Genomic DNA, 15,566 nt, shown 5'->3' with positions numbered 1-15,566 from the left:
GACCTCCTAAGCGACATGTCTCAGAAGTCTGGCAGGACTCCGGCTAGAGAGTGGCCTCCCTGACGGTGGAGTGCATCGCGAAACCGTTGCGTTCGAAGAAACGCGAGGCCCCCTCGTTGCCGGCGTAGGCGGTCACCCCGGCGTACAGCGCGCCGTGCAGGCGGGCCCAGTCGCGGAACTCCTCCACCAGCCGGGTGCCGATCTTGCGGCCGCGGTAGGCGGGCCGGACGTACATGCTGCCGAGGGTGGCCACCGTGACCGGCCGCATCGGGGTCGGCCCCGACAGCGCGCCGGTCAGGTGGCCGACGATCCGGCCGTCGTCGTCGGCCACCAGCACCAGGCGGTCGGGGTCGTGCAGCGCGTCGGCGAACTTCGCCGCGCCGTACTCCTTCGGCCAGTTCACGTTCACGGCCGGGTCGCGGGTCCCCGCGTCCTCGGCGAACAGCGCCGCGCTGCAGGCCACGACGCCGTCCAGATCCTCCGCCCCAGCGGGCCGTACCACAACACCGGTCTCAGTCATGATCGTGACGCTATCGACCGGCGCCGACATTTCGGCCGCTCAGCTCCAGGTCTGACCCTCGGGAGTGTCGGAGACCTTCACCCCGAGCTCGGCCAGCTCGTCGCGCAGGCGGTCGGCGACCGCCCAGTCCCTGGCGGTCCGGGCCCGCTCGCGCTGCTCCAGCAGCTCGGCCGCGCCCGGCGGCAGCACCCTGACCCTGCCGATGTCCGCCGGCAGGTCCAGGCCGAGGATCTGGTCCAGGTGCAGGAAGGCCTCGAACCGGGAGCCGGGGGCGATCGACTCGTCCCGGTCGAGCTCGCGCAGCAGCCGCAGCGCCAGCGGGGTGTCCAGGTCGTCGTCCAGCGCCGCCTCGATCCGGGCGACCGGCTCGGCGGGCATCGGGGAGCTCGGCGACTCCGACCACTCGGCGACGCGGGAGCGCCAGCGCCGCAGGGTCCGGTCGGCGGCCCGCAGGGTGTCCCAGGTGAGGTTCATCTGCTGGCGGTAGCGGTGCTCCATCAGCGCCAGCCGTACGGCCAGCGGGTCGAGGCCCTGCTCCGCCACGTCCCGCAGGAGCACGACGTTCCCGGTCGACTTGGCCATCTTGCGCCCGTCGAACAGCAGGTGCTCGCCGTGGACCCAGTGCCGGACCACCTCGTGCCCCGCGGTCGCGTCGGACTGGGCCCGTTCGTCCTCGTGGTGCGGGAAGCGCAGGTCGATGCCGCCGGTGTGGACGTCGATGTGCTCGCCGAGCAGGCGCAGCGACATGGCCGAGCACTCGATGTGCCAGCCCGGGAAGCCGCGGCCCCACGGGGTGTCCCAGGTGGCCTCCCGGTCCGAGGACTTCCACAGGGCCCAGTCGGCGTGGAAGCGCTTGCGCGGGTCGACGGCCTCCCGGTGGCCGGGCTTGAGCCGGTCGAGCCGGTTGCCGGAGATCTCGCCGTAGGACGGGAAGGAGCCCGCCTCGAAGAAGACCGAGCCGTCGGGCGTCGCGTAGGCGTGCCCCTTCTCGATCAGCTTGGCGATCATCTCGACCATCAGGTCGATCGTCTCGCTCGCCCGGGGCGAGTGCTCCGGCGGCCGCATGTTCAGCGCCGCGGTGTCGGCCGTGAAGGCCTCCTCGTAGAAGCGGGCGATCTCCTGCCAGGCCCGGCCCTCGGCCCGCGCCTGGGCGAGCACCTTGTCCTCGCCGGTCGGGTCGATCTCGGCGTCGTCCACCAGGTGCCCGACGTCGGTGATGTTGCGGCAGACGGTCACCCGGAGCCGTTGCCGCTCGGCGATCCGCCGGATCAGGTCGGACAGCAGGTAGGAGCGCAGGTTGCCGACGTGGGCGTGCCGGTAGACGGTCGGGCCGCAGGTGTACATCCGCAGGGAGCGGGCACCGTCGGGCACGACCGGCTGGACCTCGCGATTCCGCGTGTCATAGAGCCGCAGCATGAACCGAGACTAGTTCAGACGCCGCCCTCCAGATAGCCGAGGATGTCGCGGTCGCCGCGCTCGCGCAGACGGCCCAGCACCTCCTCGCGGCCGGAGCCGTCGGGCAGGCCGATGCGGGCGCCGATCAGGCGCATGCCCTCGGTCTCCGAGGCCACCGGAGCGGTGTAGCCGATCAGGTGCAGCGCCCGGTTCAGCGCCGGGATGCCGGGCATCGCCGCGGGCAGGTAGCGGGTGAGCAGCTCGCCGCCGTCGGAGACCGTCAGGAAGACGTGGTCGCCCTCGGAGGCGTTGGCGGCGACCAGCACCGGGCGGATGGAGCCCATGGTCGGCTGGTTGTGCCAGCTGATCACCACGTCGCCCGAGGGGGTGGAGGCGGTGAGCTGGCCGCCCGGCGCCATGCCGAGGTAGGCGGCGAAACCGGTGGGCAGCGGTGAGCCGGAACCGCGCAGGTGCTCGGCGTTGACGTCCACCCGGTGCCACCAGCGGCCGTCGCGGCTGCGGAAGCAGCGGCGGGTGGCCGAGACGTCCCGGCGCGGCTGGTATTCGGACGGCTCGGTGCCGGCCACCCGGATCCACCCGCGCTGGGTGCGCTCGAAGCCGGGCCCGCCCGCGTAGGCGCGCACCGAGCTCTCGCTCACGTCGTAGCGGCCGGTGAGGTTGGCCACGATCGTGTTGACCGAGGCCTCGCCCCCGGCCCGCTCGATCTCCCGGACGATCATCTCGCGGATGCCGAGGTACTGTTCGCCGCCCCAGCGGGTCAGGCCGTACTTGTTGCGGTCGAGGCGCAGGAACCGGTCGTCGGCGGTGAGCTGGTTGCGGATGCCCACCAGGCTGTAGTCCTCGCCGATGCGCTCCTGGATCTCCTCGGGGGTCAGCGCGTTGCCCGCCACCGCGAGCACGGCCTCCGCCTTGTCGTTGACGCTGCGCGGCCAGGGCACCACGTGCTCCTCCAGCACCCGCAGCTGGGGCACGGAGATGAGCCAGCGCTCGGCCACGTCCTCGCGGATGCCGAGCTGGCTGACCAGCGTGATGGCCTCGGCCAGCGGGCGCGGCCCGTCGGTGAACAGCTGCCGGGTCTTCTCGCGCAGCTCGTCGGCGCCCCCGGCGACCAGCCACCCGTCCACCTGCTCGTAGCCGGTCAGCAGGGTGCGCACGAACCGCCAGGCCGGGATGGTCAGCGTGGCCAGCTCGGTCCGGTGCCACGGCACCGCGGCGGCCAGGTCGTCGGCCGGTACGGCGGAGCCCAGCCGGCCGCGCAGCCAGGACACGTGCGCCACCAGCGGGGCCGCGTCCGCGGAGGTCAGCCAGGCCTCGACGTGGTCGCGCAGGTCGCGCTCGATCTGCCGGATGCGCTCGCGCGTCACCGAGAACCGCTGGGCCAGCTCGTCCAGCGTGACCCGCTGGGAGGCGTAGAGCCGGTCCCTGGCGATGGCCCGCTGGCGGTCGTCCAGGGAGGAGAAGACCTCGTCGATCAGCTCGGGCAGCGGGCGGTCCGGCCGGGAGGGACGCGCCGGGGCGACGGTGTCCTCGGTGACCGGTTCGAGCAGCCTCTCCAGGACCCCGGTGAACAGCTTGTGCACCGCCTCGCGGCCGAGCCCCTCGGGGGTGTTCATGCTTGCGGCCGGGTCGGCGAACCTGAGCAGGGGCAGGACGTCGCCGAGCGCCAGATGTCCCCAGGACGCCAGGGCGAGATCGGCCAGCCGGCCGGCGACCTCGGAGGTCCCGATGGTGGAGCAGGCCCGCTCCAGCGGGATTGCCTGCCACCACGCCTCGGGAAGACGGGTGTCGTTTGCGATCGGCGCTACCTGGCCGGGAGAGGTCCAGCGCAGGGGTGGCGCGATGTCGCTCAGGCTGAGGTTCATTGGGGTCCAACCGGCAAAGGGGAATGTATCCGCAGTTCAGAGTATGTGGTCAGGTGGGTAGGAATGGGCTTGCCCGTCCGGAGTAGGACACGTACAGCACCTCCCTCGCCCGGGTGCAGGCCACGTAGAGCAGACCGCGCTCGCGCTGAAGATCGTGCGCCCGGGCCGCGGGATCCTCCTCGGCCGGGGTGAGCGACTCGGGAGCCGGCACGATCCCGTCGGCGACGCCGATCACGGCGACCCGCCGGAACTCCAGCCCTTTCATGCCGTGCAGCGTGCTCACCCGCACCCCGGACTCCCGCAGGAGGGATCTGGCTTCCCGGACCAGGTCCGGGGTCCTGGCCGCCACACCGATCTCGCCGGGGGAGACGCCGTCTTTCACCCACTGCGAGACGTGCGCGACCAGTCCGCTCAGCTCTTCCTCCGGTGAATCGTAGGCACGCACCATGGGGCGCGGGCCGTGCCGCGTGGCGCGGAAACCGTACAACTCCTGGACTCCCGCCACCAGCCCGTCGGCCGGTCCGCCTCCGCGCAGCCGCACCCCCCACGAGAGGATCTCCTGGGGGAGCCGGTGCGAGACCTGCAGGAGCTGCTGGATCGCGTCGATGCCCACCGCGCCCAGCGCCACCCGGGTGTCGAAGATGCGCTGGTGCGGGTCGCCGACGATGAACAGGTCGTCGGGCGCGTACGGCACCGCGGCGCGCAGCAGCCGCCACTGCGTGGGGTGCAGGTCCTGCGCCTCGTCCACCACGATGTGCCGGTACGGCTCCCGCCGCGGCTCGTCCTCCTCCAGCAGGTCCCCGGTGCTCTGGCCGAGCAGGGTGGCCGCCTCGGCGGCGAGCTGGAGCAGGGTGCGCTTGCCGCGCTCGGCCAGCCGGCCGGTGACGTGCCCGACGGCCTTCCAGACGCCGGTCCGCTCCTCGGCCGACAGCTCGACCCCGCGGCCGGGGCGGGGGGCGGCCAGATATTCGTCCAGGGTCTGGAGGTTCTGCGCCAGGATCACCTGCTCCCACTCGCGCAGCAGGAACGCCGGGCCGTGCTCGCTCTCCGCCTCCCGCCAGAGCGCGGTCAGCTCGGCCGCGCCGACCAGCGTGGGCGGGCGGCCCTCGGCCTGGGAGACGATGCGGTGGGCCAGCCGGTCCACGTTGCCGACCTCGACCCGCTTGCGCACCACCTCGTCCTCGATCAGCAGGTCGAGCCTGGCCGACAGCTCGGTGCTCAGCCCCTGGGAGAAGGTGACCAGCAGGATCGGCCCGCGCCCGTTCCTGGCCAGATGGGCCGCGCGGTGCAGGGCGGTGAGGGTCTTGCCGGTGCCCGCGCCGCCGGTGACCAGCACGGGCCGCTCGTAGGACTCCCAGTGGGACAGCCGGTGCTGCGGCGGGTGCAGGAACACGCACCAGTCGGGGGCGTCCAGCACGTGGTTCAGCTCGCGCGGGTCCTCGACGAAGACGGCGCGGTCGGGGCTGCGCAGGAGCGCGGCGGCGAGGTCGTCGAGCTCCGCGCAGCCGGCGGGCTCGAAGGGGGCCGGGACGCACCGCCAGTTCTCCAGCTCCCGCCAGGCCCCGGTCATCGACTCCCCCCGGGCCAGCGCGGCCAGCGGCGCGTACTGCGTGGGGGGCAGCAGCGGCTCCAGCGCCTCCAGGGTCAGCTCGTCGGTGATCTGCCGCACCAGCGGCAGGAACCGGTGGCCGACGCCCAGCTCGGTCAGGTCGGTGTCGCAGAAGTCGGCGAACAGGCGCGTCCGGGACGAGCGCGCCGCCCGGCGGATCGCCGACTCGGCCCGCTCCAGCGCCGCGGCGTCCCACATCTCGACCACGCCCAGGGCGGAGTTGACCGCGAAGCGGTGACGCTGGGCGTAGGCCCAGGACTCGGGCTCCGGCAGGACGGTCAGCAGCCAGTAGACGTCCCGCTGCCTGACCACGACGCCGCGGTGCCGGTCGGCCAGACGCAGCGTCGCCACCCGCTCGTCCCGCGCCCCCCTGACCCGCTCCGGATGCGGGGCCCCCGACACGTTCTGCAGGAACCGGCGTACGGAGACCACCGCGTCCCGGCGCACCGGCTGGGCCAGGGCGCTGAGCTCCGCGGGGAACTCGGGGGAGAGCGCTAGTCGGGGCATGGGCTACGCCAGCAGGGACTGCAGGTCGCGGTCCCCGCGCTCGCGCAGGCGGGTCAGCAGCTCGGGCAGGCTCACCGGCCCGGACATCCCGACCCTGGTGCCGATCACCCGCGCGGCGTGCTCGGCGGTCTCGCACGGCGCGGTGTAGCCCACCAGGCGCAGGGCCCGCACCACCGGCTCCATGGCCGTCCCGGCGGCCGGCAGGTGCCTGGCGCGCAGGACCCCCTCGTCGGACAGCGTCAGGAACAGGTGGCTTCCCTCCTTGGCGCCCGCGTCCCGCAGGAGGGTGCCCAGCGACTCCAGGACCGGCCGGTCGTGCCAGCTGACGACCAGCTCGCCCACCACGCTGCCGACCGTGCGGCTGTCGCCGGGCGCCATGCCCAGGTAGGCGGCGAACCCGCTGGGCAGCGGGCACTCCGCGCCTTCGAGGTGCTCGGCGGTGACGTCGATCCGCAGCCACCAGCGGCCGTCGGGCTGCCGGAAGCAGCGCCGGGTGAGCGCGACGTCCTTGAGGGGGCGGAACGGGGTCTTGGCCCAGGCGGGGTCCTGCGGCGGCCCCTGGGCGGGCTCGCTCTCCGGATGCCCGGTGTGGGACGCGGAGGGCGGGCCGGACGCCTGGACCGGGACGGCGCCGTTGGACCGCTGGGCCGCGGGGTCGCCCCCGCCGAGGATGCGCAGCTGCGGGACGTTCTCCAGCCACTCCTCGGCCACCTCGGGGTGGATGCCGAGGGTGGAGACCAGCTCGAGGGCCCGGCTGACGGTGGGCGGGCGCTCGGCCCCGCCGATCAGGTCGCGGGTGCGGTGCTGGAGCTCGGCGATGTCGCCGTCGACCAGCCAGCCGTCGACCACGTAGTAGTCGGTCAGCGTCGCCAGCACGAACTGCCAGGCGGGCACGTCGAGCGAGCGCAGCTCGCGCGTGTGCCAGCCGGCCGCGCCGATCAGCCGGTTGCGCGGGGCGGCCTTGCCGAGGACCGTCCTCATCTCCGCCAGGTGCTCCCGGTACGGCGCCGCCTCCTCGGAGCCGAGCCAGCCGGCCAGCCGCCGCCGCAGCCCGGTCTCGATCTCGGCGATGGCCTCGGGCGAGACCGCGAAGAGCTTGGCCAGCGCCTCCACGGCCGCGGGTTCGTCACTGAACACCCGGTTCTGGGCGACGGCCCAGCTCGTGTCCTCCAGCCCGGCGAAGACGCCGTCCACCAGAGCAAGCAGATCGCGCGGCTCGTCCACCCCCACGTCCGGGGATACGGCTGCGCGGTGTCCGGCGTTCACGGGTGCGACGAGGTCTTCGTCCGCGTTTGCAGGCTCGGGTGGGTCTTCGTCCGCTTCTGCGGGTTCGACGGCGTCTTCGTCCGGGTCCGGGCCGGCGGCCACGGCGTCGTCGTGTTCCGCTTCCACGGGTGCGACGGCTTCGGCGTCCACAGGCTCGGCGGCTGCGTCGTCCACACCGGCTTCGGCCACGCCCGCGGGCGTGGCCCCGATGAACCCGGCCTCGATGAACTCCGGCGCGACGGGGGCCTCGGCCGTACCGCTCACCGCCGCGGGCACGTACACGGGCGGCGCCTGCGCGGCGGGGGGCGCCTGCGCGGGGGAGGGCGCGGGGGCCAGGTGGGCGAAGACCGCGCCGAACAGGGCGTGCAGCACGGGACGGGCCTGGATGAAGGGCTGGTCGCGCAGGTCGTGACCGGTGAGGGAGAGCAGGCCCGGCCACGAGCCGGCCCGGTCGAGGGCGATGGACGTGCAGGGCTCGTCGGCCTCTTCCGGGTCCAGGACGTGCAGGGCGGGCAGCACGTCGCCCACGGCCGCCGCGGGCCAGTGCTCCAGGGCGATCTCCGCGAGCAGCTCGGCCAGTTCCTGGGGCGGCACCACGGCGAGCACCCGTGCCAGCGGCAGACTCCGCCACCAGGCGTCCGGAAGGTCCGGCCGGTCGCGCAGAAGCGGGATCGCGGCCGCGTCGCTCCAGCGCAACGGCGGCACGAGGTCACTCAGACAGAAGTTCATCCGTTCCCTTCACCAGCCCCTCAAGCCGCCTGATCCACTCCTCGCCGCTGGAGAACGAGACTCATGGAACAGACCTTAGTCTGGCAAATCGCCCCAGCGCACGAGTCTGGTCAACGGCGTACGGCGGCGAACCTCAGCCGCACGTAGTCGGCCACCCACCCGGTCTCCCGCCGCAGAGCGGGCGCTGCCAGCTCATTCACCCGGCGCAGCAGCGATTCGACCAGGTTCACCGGGACTCCTCGCAGCAGTGAACCGGCGAACATCCGCACCCAGTCCGCCGCACCGTTGGGGCATTCGTCAAGTGGAGTCGGCCGGTCGAAGTACTCCAGAATTCGGACGGTGAACCCGCCCTTCTCCAGGCGCGTGGCGTACTCGGCCGGGCTCGGGAAGTACCACGGCAGATCGGGCTCGTGCAGCCCGTGCTCGCGCCAGGCCGTGGAGACCGCGGCGGTCAGCGCGGCGCAGTTGCCCGCGCCGCCCATCTCGGCCACGAACCGGCCGCCCGGGGCCAGGGCCTCGCGCACGCTGGCGATCACCGCGTCCGGCTGCCGGCCCATCCAGTGCAGAGCCGCGTTGGAGAAGACCGCGTCGTACGGCTGGGCGAGCACGAAGTCGTGACCGTCGCCGACGATGAAGTCCAGTCCGGGGTACTGGGCCAGCGCCTTCTCGATCATCGCCTGTGATCCGTCGATGCCCAGGACGTGGGCGCCCCGGGAGGCGATCTCGGCCGTCAGCACCCCCGTGCCGCAGCCCAGGTCCACGATGCGCTCCCCGGGCTGGGGGTCGAGGAGGTCGACCAGGGGGGCGCCGTGCGCCGAAACGTAACCGAAGCTGCTGTCATAGGTGCGAGCGTTCCACCTGATCATGCTCGGTGTATCGTATCGCAAGACGATCAGCTCACATTCTGAGAAGACGCGGCCTCGTGCCGGTACTCTCCTGACACTTTAGAGCCTCAAGCATGTCGCGACATATCAGTCTCACCGGCATCAGTGTCACTCAACCGTCACGGCCCACTCACTTCGGATGTAGGCCTTGGCGGCGTCGGTCTCCGGGACGGTGAGCACCACCGGCCGCGCCGCCGTCTCCGGGAGTCTGCGGGCGAGCTCCGCGTCGAGCGTCCCGCGCATCCGCATGGCCTCCATGCGGGCCGGGCGGGCGTAACCCTTCAGCAACAGGTTCTGGCCCCGGTCGGAGAAGAGGAACTCCTGCCAGAGCCGGGCGGCGGCCGGGTGCGGGGCGTCCTTGCCGATGGCCTGCACGTAGTAGGAGCCGAGCACGCGGTCGCCGGGGATGACGACCTTCCAGCCCTTCCGGCTCGTCACCCGCCCGGCGTTGAGGAAGTCCCAGTCGAGGACGGCCGTGGGCGTGGCGCCGGGTTCGGCGAGGTTGCCGGCCTCCTTCAGGCGGCCGAAGAACTCCACCCCGCGCCGCGCCTCGGGCCTGCCGGAACCCGCCGTGCCGCCCTCCCCGAAGGCGGTCGCCATCACGCCGCCGAAGGCGGCCGCGCTGTGCCGGGGGTCGCCGGGGAGCCAGACGCTGTAGCCGGGCTTGAGCAGGTCCTCGTAGGAGGCCGGGGCGGACACCTTGGCCGAGTCGTACCCGATGGACATGTAGCCGCCGTAGGCGGCGTACCAGGCGCCGTCGTAGTCCTTGAGGTCGTCGGGCAGGTCCTGCCAGCCGCGCACCTTGTACGGGGCGAAGGAGCCGGCGTTGGCCACCGCCACCTCCAGGCTCAGGTCGAACACGTCGGGCCTGAGCCGGGCGGCGGCCTCGATCTGCCGCAGGCTGCCGGCGTCCGGTTCGAGCTCGTTGACCTTGACGCCGTACTCCTCGGAGAAGGCGTCGATGATCTCGCCGTAGTTCACCCAGTCGCGCGCCAGGCCGACGACGTTGAGCGATCCCTCTTTCCTGGCCTCCTCGACGAGGCGCTCCATGCTCGCGAAGCCCTCCTGGAGCGAGGCGGCCTGGAGCTTCACCGGGGGGAGCGGCCCCTGCTCGGGAGCGGGGACGGCGGAGCTGCATCCGGTGATCACGGAGAGGAGGATCACGGCGGCGGTGATGCTGCGTACGGTCACGCGCCGGATCCTTCTCGGGTCCTGCCGGGGCGGTCGAGGAGGCGCGAGCGTTCTTGGTGAACGGCTTACGCCCGGCTCACGACAACCTTTGCCGCGGCGAGGGTGTCCTCGGGGATCTCGACGAGGGTGCCGTCGCGCTTGCGCACGCCCAGCACGCCGTCCCGCCAGAACTCCAGCTGCCCGACGGCGTCGCGGAAGCCCTCGGGGACCCGTCGCCGGACGGTTACCCTTTTCCCCACGTCAGCTGGGGTTATGTTGATACTGAGCCGAGCGCCGAATGCGGGGGACACCGCAGAGGACCCCCTCCTGTTCCAGACATATGGCGGGCACGGCAATACTAGGTCGTAGCAACCCGCGGTCGAAGTCGTGCCTAGGTGCGTAAAGAAGAAGGAGCCCGAGGTGACCTACGTCATCGCGCAGCCTTGCGTGGACGTCCTGGACAAGGCGTGCATCGAGGAGTGCCCCGTCGATTGCATCTACGAGGGCGAGCGCATGCTCTACATCCACCCCGACGAGTGCGTGGACTGCGGCGCGTGCGAACCCGTCTGCCCCGTTGAGGCGATCTTCTACGAGGATGACCTTCCCGAGCAGTGGAAGGACTTCTACAAGGCCAACGTGGACTTCTTCGAGGACCTGGGGTCGCCCGGCGGCGCCTCCAAGGTCGGCAAGATCGAGAAGGACCACCCGGTCGTGGCGGCCCTGCCTCCGCAGGCCGAGGGGCACTAGAAAGCCGATGTGGGCGGGGGCGGCGCGACGCGCCGCCCCCGTGCACGGGTTCCATCGACGACCTTTCCCCCTCCCGCCCGGGTGGGGGCACGCCAGCGGGGAGAACTGTGATCGGGCTGCCGGACTTTCCATGGGATCGGCTCACGCCGTACAAGGAGCTGGCGGGCAGGCATGAGGACGGGATCGTCGACCTGTCGGTGGGCACCCCCGTCGACCCCGTTCCCGACGTCGTACGGCGTGCGCTGGCCGACGCCTCCGACAGCCCCGGCTACCCGCTGACCTACGGCACCGAGCGGCTGCGCTCCGCCGCGGCCGGATGGCTCCGGCGCAGGCACGGCGTCGTCCTCGACCAGGCGGACGTGCTGCCGCTGATCGGCTCCAAGGAGTTCGTGGCCTGGCTGCCGACGCTGCTGGGCATCGGTCCCGGCCAGCGGGTGATCTTCCCCGAGCTGGCCTACCCCACCTACGACGTGGGCGCCCGGCTGGCCGGCGCGGAGCCGTACGCCACCGACGGGCTGCTCGCGCTCGGGCCCGAGCGGGTGCCGCTGGTGTGGGTGAACTCCCCGTCCAACCCGACCGGCAAGGTCCTGCCCGCCGAGCACCTGCGCAAGGTCGTCTCCTGGGCGCGCGAGCACGGCGCGATCGTGGCCTCCGACGAGTGCTACATCGAGCTGGGCTGGGAGGAGCAGCCGATCTCGATCCTGCATCCGGACGTGTGCGGCGGCTCGCACGAGGGCCTGCTCGCGGTGCACTCGCTGTCCAAGCGCTCCAACCTGGCGGGTTACCGGGCCGGTTTCGTGGCCGGGGACCCCGCGCTGATCCGGCGGCTGCTGGAGGTGCGCAAGCACGCGGGCATGATCGTCCCGGCCCCGGTCCAGGCGGCGATGACCGCGGCGCTGGACGACGACGCGCACGCCGAGGAGCAGCGGGCCCGCTACGCCGCGCGGCGGGCGGCGCTGCGCCCCGCGCTGGAGTCGGCGGGCTGGCGGATCGAGCACTCCGCCGCGGGCCTGTACCTGTGGGCGTCCAACGGCGAGAACTGCTGGGACCAGGTGCGCGCCCTGGCCGAGAAGGGCGTTCTCGTCGCTCCTGGTGACTTCTACGGGGCGGCCGGCGACCGCCATGTCCGGATCGCCGTGACCGCCAGTGACGAACGCGTCGATGCGGCGGTGCGCCGGCTCCAGTAGGATCCCGCGGCATGACCCCTGCGGTCGCCGTGATGATCGGACTGGGCGCGATCACTGTGGTCCTGCTGCTGGGCGCGTTCTACGCGACCACCCGCCAGGACCGCAGGACGCCCGGGGACGGGTCCTCCGGCGAGACCCCCCTGCCGCCGCCGGTCGAAGCCGAGCGGTCGCCTCCGCGCGGGCCTGTGCAGGACACGGGCCATGTCGGCATCGACTACCCCGACCCCCGCACGATCAAGGTGGGCGACACGATCGAGTGCCAGGGGACGCGTTCCCGGGTCCTCGGAGCGGTCTACCTGTCGTGCCAGGGCGTCCAGTGGACCGAGTACATGCTCGACGACGGCAGCCGCCGCCACCGGTGGCTGTCGGTCGAGACGCGCTCGGGGAACGCTCCGGGCGATGCCCCCCACCTCGAAGTGCTGCTGTGGACGCCGGTGCCCACCCAGGGAATGGTCCCCGCCAAGCGGATGATCATCGTTGAGGGGGCCGAGTTCTTCCCGGCGGACCGGGGCACCGCGGCCTTCCGCTCCGAGGGCTACACCGGCATGCCCGACCGGGGCCTGCTCGACTTCGCCGACTATCACGCGGCCGACGGCCGTCTGCTCGCCTTCGAGCGGGTCCAGGGCGGGGCCTGGAACTCCTCCTACGCCCAGTCGCTCCCGCCGGGCTCGATCACGATCGACAGGAAGGTCTGAGGCCCCCGATCGGGGGACCCGCCGGCCTCAGGAGATCTGGACCCGTTCCCGGGAGGAACCGGCGTCGGGCGTCCAGTCGCCCTTCTCGCCCGTTGTCACGCTCCATGCCTGACCGTCGTAACGGATCCGGCGCAGGCCGTACTTCTGGGCGTGGGCGAGCGACCAGGTGGCGATCAGCCAGCCCCGCTTGCGCGAACCGGCCTCGAGAGTGGTCCCCGCGCCGAGCGTGCGGGCCAGTTCCCGCTCCGCCCCGTCCGGTGAGGGAGAGGGCGCGGGAGTCTCCTCGCCGCGGGGAGGGAACCAGCAGTGCACCGCCTTGGGCACCCGGCCGGTGAACGCCGCGGCCAGGATCTTGGCGTTCTCCTCGTGCTGGGCGTACAGCGAGCCGTCGGCCGAGCGCTGCACCTCCTGGGCGGCCACGTGCAACGGGATCTTCCGGTAGTTCTTCACCTTGACCAGGGCGGCGAAGAACTTGCCGCTGGCGTAGACCGGGTCGACGAGCTTCTCGGGCGGGCCCCAGCCCTGCGAGGGCCGCTGCTGGAAGACCCCGAGCGAGTCGCGGTCGCCGAAGGTCAGGTTCAGCAGCTTGGACTCCTGGATGCCGGTGGCGTAGGCGATCACCACCGCGCGCTCGGGGAGCTTGCGGCGGTGGGCCACACCGGCGATCGCCGCCGCCACCTGGGCCTGCTCGATCTCCAGGTCGATGCTCCCCTGCGGGGTGGTCACCCGGCAGCCCTCGCGTGCGACGGTCAGGGTGTCGAACCGGTTGATCAGCACGAAGACGCCCACGGTGATGGCCACCGCGAGCACGGTCACGATCACCATGATCGCGATGACCCCATTGGACAACCGCCGCCGCACGGTGAAGAACCTACATGCCCACGACTGGTACGCGGTCCGGCAAACCCTGCCGGATAGGGGATTCCGTCCCGTACGGGCAGGTCAACGGCCGAGCAGACGGACGACGTGCCGCTGCGCGGGGGACAGCTCGTCGATCCTGCCGCCCCGCACGGCCCCGATGGGACGGCTGTCGAAGAAGGGCCGCAGGAGACGGCCGAGCTCCTCGGCCAGGACCGCGACCTCGGGAGCCTCGGGCGGGGCGTCCCTGAGCTCCTCGAAGCGCAGGCCGACATCCCACAGCCGGCGCCTGAGCCCCTCGTCGCCCATGGACGCCCGGTAGGCTCCGGCGAGCGCCCCGGCAAGCCCCGGCACCGCGGCGCCCAGCAGGGCGATGGTCTCCCGTGCCCGCTCCAGCAGCGGGTGGGCGGGGACGACGCGCTCCAGTTCGCCGACGATCTGGGTCAGCGCCGGGGTCGGGGCCGGGTCGGGCCCGGTGTGCCGCAGCTCGGCCAGCATCGCCCGCTGCCGCCGTACCGCCTCCTCCTGGACGGCGAGGTCGGCGTCCAGGTCGGCCAGGGCCCTGCGCAGATCCCCGTCGAGCCCGGGGTCGGGGCCGAGCACCCGGGCGATGTCGGGCAGGTCCACCCCGAGCGCCACCAGCCGCCGGATCCTGATCAGGCGGACCACGTCCGCCGTGCCGTACAGCCGCCGCCCTTTCGCGTCCGGCGGGTCGGGCAGCAGGCCCGTCCGGTGGTAGCGGCGAATCGTCCCGACACTGACCCCGGCCAGGGCGGCGAACTCCCCGATACGCAACACGCCTTCCAGTAAAACCCACCTCGCGGGCGAAACCCGCGTTCCGGCGGAACCCGCGGGCGGCGATAAGGTCGCGGACATGAGTACGCGGCTGGATCTCGCACAGGACGTCGGAGCGCTCACCGCGCGCATCGTCGACATCGAGTCGGTCAGCGGCGGGGAGAAGACGCTCGCCGACGCGGTGGAGGAGGCCCTGCGAGCCCTGCCGCACCTGACCGTGGACCGCGACGGGGAGGCGGTCGTGGCCCGCACCCGGCTCGGCCGCGACGAGCGGGTGGTGATCGCCGGGCACATCGACACCGTCCCGGTCGCCGGCAACCTGCCCAGCCGGGTCGAGGGCGACCTGCTGTACGGCTGCGGCACCTCCGACATGAAGAGCGGGGTCGCGGTCGCGCTGAAGCTGGCCGCCGCGCTGGAGGCGCCGAGCCGGGACGTGACCTACGTCTTCTACGACTGCGAGGAGATCGAGGCCGAGCGCAACGGGCTGCTGCGGCTCAGCCGCAACCGCCCGGACTGGCTGGCCGGTGACTTCGCGGTGCTCATGGAGCCCACCGACGGGACCATCGAGGGCGGCTGCCAGGGGACCCTGCGGGCCCAGGTCGTCACCCGGGGCAAGCGCGCCCACAGCGCCCGGTCCTGGCTGGGGATCAACGCGATCCACGCCGCCCGGCCGGTGCTGGAGATCCTGGAGGCCTACGAGGCGAGGCTGCCGGTCGTCGACGGGCTGGAGTACCACGAGGGCCTGAACGCGGTGGGGATCTCCGGCGGGGTCGCGGGCAACGTGATCCCCGACGAGTGCACGGTGACGGTCAACTACCGCTTCGCCCCCGACCTGTCCCTGGAGGCGGCGCGCGAGCACGTGACCGAGGTGTTCGACGGCTTCGAGGTCCGCTTCACCGACGGCGCCCCCGCCGCCCGCCCCGGCCTGACCCACCCCGTGGCGGCCGCCTTCGTGACCGCCGTGGGCGGCGTCCCCAGGGCCAAGCTCGGCTGGACCGACGTCTCCCTGTTCTCCACCCTCGGCATCCCGGCCGTCAACTACGGCCCCGGAGACCCCAACCTCGCCCACCAGCGCGACGAGCACGTCTCCCTATCCAAGATCGCCGACTGTGAACACCGCATGCTCACCTGGCTCGCCTAACCGACAAGGAGATTCCGGGGAACCGCTCAACGACCTCTCCGTCGCCACGGCCTCCGCGAGGGGGCGCCGGTGAACCAACCGAGGAACGCCCGGAGCGAGGAACGAGCGAGGACGTGACGAGGGCGGGAGCCGGATCAAGGAGCCCCCGAGCCCGCGACGCGCAGCGTCGCCATCGATACA

At 72.5% G+C, this 15,566-nt stretch carries 14 protein-coding genes; 4 read left to right on the top strand and 10 right to left on the bottom strand.

Annotated features, from left to right (window positions below):
* Positions 1-43: 43 nt before the first annotated feature.
* The 8 genes from Psi01_RS10345 to Psi01_RS10310 all read right to left on the bottom strand — a co-directional run bounded on the left by Psi01_RS10345 (position 44) and on the right by Psi01_RS10310 (position 10,223).
* Positions 44-520 carry a GNAT family N-acetyltransferase gene (locus Psi01_RS10345; protein WP_204063736.1) on the bottom strand — a complete coding sequence of 159 codons (477 nt, stop codon included), beginning with the start codon at positions 518-520 and terminating at the stop codon, positions 44-46.
* Positions 521-559: 39 nt separating this feature from the next.
* Positions 560-1,936 (bottom strand): cysteine--tRNA ligase, encoded by a 1,377-nt coding sequence (cysS, locus tag Psi01_RS10340; protein ID WP_204063735.1) that lies wholly within the window; start codon positions 1,934-1,936, stop codon positions 560-562.
* Positions 1,937-1,950: 14 nt separating this feature from the next.
* Complete coding sequence (locus tag Psi01_RS10335; RefSeq protein ID WP_204063734.1) at positions 1,951-3,798, bottom strand: sigma factor-like helix-turn-helix DNA-binding protein; 1,848 nt, start codon at positions 3,796-3,798, stop codon at positions 1,951-1,953.
* 49 nt (positions 3,799-3,847) lie between these two features.
* Positions 3,848-5,914: a UvrD-helicase domain-containing protein gene (locus tag Psi01_RS10330; RefSeq protein ID WP_204063733.1), complete on the bottom strand. Its 2,067-nt coding sequence runs from the start codon at positions 5,912-5,914 to the stop codon at positions 3,848-3,850.
* A 3-nt stretch (positions 5,915-5,917) separates the two neighbouring features.
* A complete protein-coding gene (locus Psi01_RS10325; protein WP_204063732.1) occupies positions 5,918-7,909 on the bottom strand; it encodes a hypothetical protein in 1,992 nt (663 codons plus the stop codon).
* 110 nt (positions 7,910-8,019) lie between these two features.
* Entirely contained in the window at positions 8,020-8,775 is a 756-nt protein-coding gene (locus tag Psi01_RS10320; RefSeq protein WP_204063731.1) for a class I SAM-dependent methyltransferase, read from the bottom strand.
* A gap of 126 nt (positions 8,776-8,901) precedes the next feature.
* Positions 8,902-9,984: an ABC transporter substrate-binding protein gene (locus tag Psi01_RS10315; protein WP_204063730.1), complete on the bottom strand. Its 1,083-nt coding sequence runs from the start codon at positions 9,982-9,984 to the stop codon at positions 8,902-8,904.
* Positions 9,985-10,049: 65 nt separating this feature from the next.
* Entirely contained in the window at positions 10,050-10,223 is a 174-nt protein-coding gene (locus Psi01_RS10310) for a putative acetyltransferase (protein WP_239127431.1), read from the bottom strand.
* Between the two features lie 160 nt (positions 10,224-10,383).
* Here Psi01_RS10310 and fdxA point away from each other — a divergent pair, with 160 nt between their 5' ends.
* From fdxA to Psi01_RS10295, 3 genes are all read left to right on the top strand, one after another.
* On the top strand, positions 10,384-10,710 hold the full coding sequence (gene fdxA, locus Psi01_RS10305; protein ID WP_184940603.1) for a ferredoxin: 327 nt from the start codon (positions 10,384-10,386) through the stop codon (positions 10,708-10,710).
* A 107-nt stretch (positions 10,711-10,817) separates the two neighbouring features.
* A complete protein-coding gene (gene dapC, locus Psi01_RS10300; protein WP_204063728.1) occupies positions 10,818-11,897 on the top strand; it encodes a succinyldiaminopimelate transaminase in 1,080 nt (359 codons plus the stop codon).
* Between the two features lie 11 nt (positions 11,898-11,908).
* Positions 11,909-12,592, top strand: coding sequence for a DUF4178 domain-containing protein (locus Psi01_RS10295; RefSeq protein ID WP_204063727.1), 684 nt, complete (start codon positions 11,909-11,911; stop codon positions 12,590-12,592).
* Positions 12,593-12,619: 27 nt separating this feature from the next.
* Here Psi01_RS10295 and Psi01_RS10290 read toward each other — a convergent pair whose 3' ends face one another.
* Together Psi01_RS10290 and Psi01_RS10285 are read right to left on the bottom strand one after the other, a co-directional pair.
* Positions 12,620-13,417, bottom strand: a complete 798-nt coding sequence (locus Psi01_RS10290) for a hypothetical protein (RefSeq protein ID WP_239127429.1) — start codon at positions 13,415-13,417, stop codon at positions 12,620-12,622.
* A 117-nt stretch (positions 13,418-13,534) separates the two neighbouring features.
* Positions 13,535-14,248 (bottom strand): MerR family transcriptional regulator, encoded by a 714-nt coding sequence (locus Psi01_RS10285; RefSeq protein WP_204063725.1) that lies wholly within the window; start codon positions 14,246-14,248, stop codon positions 13,535-13,537.
* Between the two features lie 76 nt (positions 14,249-14,324).
* Between Psi01_RS10285 and dapE the strand changes: the two genes are divergently transcribed.
* Entirely contained in the window at positions 14,325-15,386 is a 1,062-nt protein-coding gene (gene dapE, locus Psi01_RS10280) for a succinyl-diaminopimelate desuccinylase (protein WP_204063724.1), read from the top strand.
* The last annotated feature ends 180 nt before the right edge of the window (positions 15,387-15,566 follow it).

Source organism: Paraplanobispora siamensis (assembly GCF_016863175.1).
Classification (GTDB): domain Bacteria; phylum Actinomycetota; class Actinomycetes; order Streptosporangiales; family Streptosporangiaceae; genus Planobispora; species Planobispora siamensis.
This window is presented reverse-complemented; position numbering and strand designations above follow the sequence as displayed.

Bases quoted from the DNA above. Each gene is read 5' to 3' on its own strand.
- Psi01_RS10325 (WP_204063732.1), bottom strand. From the start codon at position 7,909: ATGAACTTCTGTCTGAGTGACCTCGTGCCGCCGTTGCGCTGGAGCGAC.
- Psi01_RS10320 (WP_204063731.1), bottom strand. From the start codon at position 8,775: ATGATCAGGTGGAACGCTCGCACCTATGACAGCAGCTTCGGTTACGTT.
- Psi01_RS10345 (WP_204063736.1), bottom strand. From the start codon at position 520: ATGACTGAGACCGGTGTTGTGGTACGGCCCGCTGGGGCGGAGGATCTG.
- Psi01_RS10295 (WP_204063727.1), top strand. From the start codon at position 11,909: ATGACCCCTGCGGTCGCCGTGATGATCGGACTGGGCGCGATCACTGTG.
- cysS (WP_204063735.1), bottom strand. From the start codon at position 1,936: ATGCTGCGGCTCTATGACACGCGGAATCGCGAGGTCCAGCCGGTCGTG.
- Psi01_RS10290 (WP_239127429.1), bottom strand. From the start codon at position 13,417: ATGGTGATCGTGACCGTGCTCGCGGTGGCCATCACCGTGGGCGTCTTC.
- dapE (WP_204063724.1), top strand. From the start codon at position 14,325: ATGAGTACGCGGCTGGATCTCGCACAGGACGTCGGAGCGCTCACCGCG.
- Psi01_RS10330 (WP_204063733.1), bottom strand. From the start codon at position 5,914: ATGCCCCGACTAGCGCTCTCCCCCGAGTTCCCCGCGGAGCTCAGCGCC.
- Psi01_RS10335 (WP_204063734.1), bottom strand. From the start codon at position 3,798: ATGAACCTCAGCCTGAGCGACATCGCGCCACCCCTGCGCTGGACCTCT.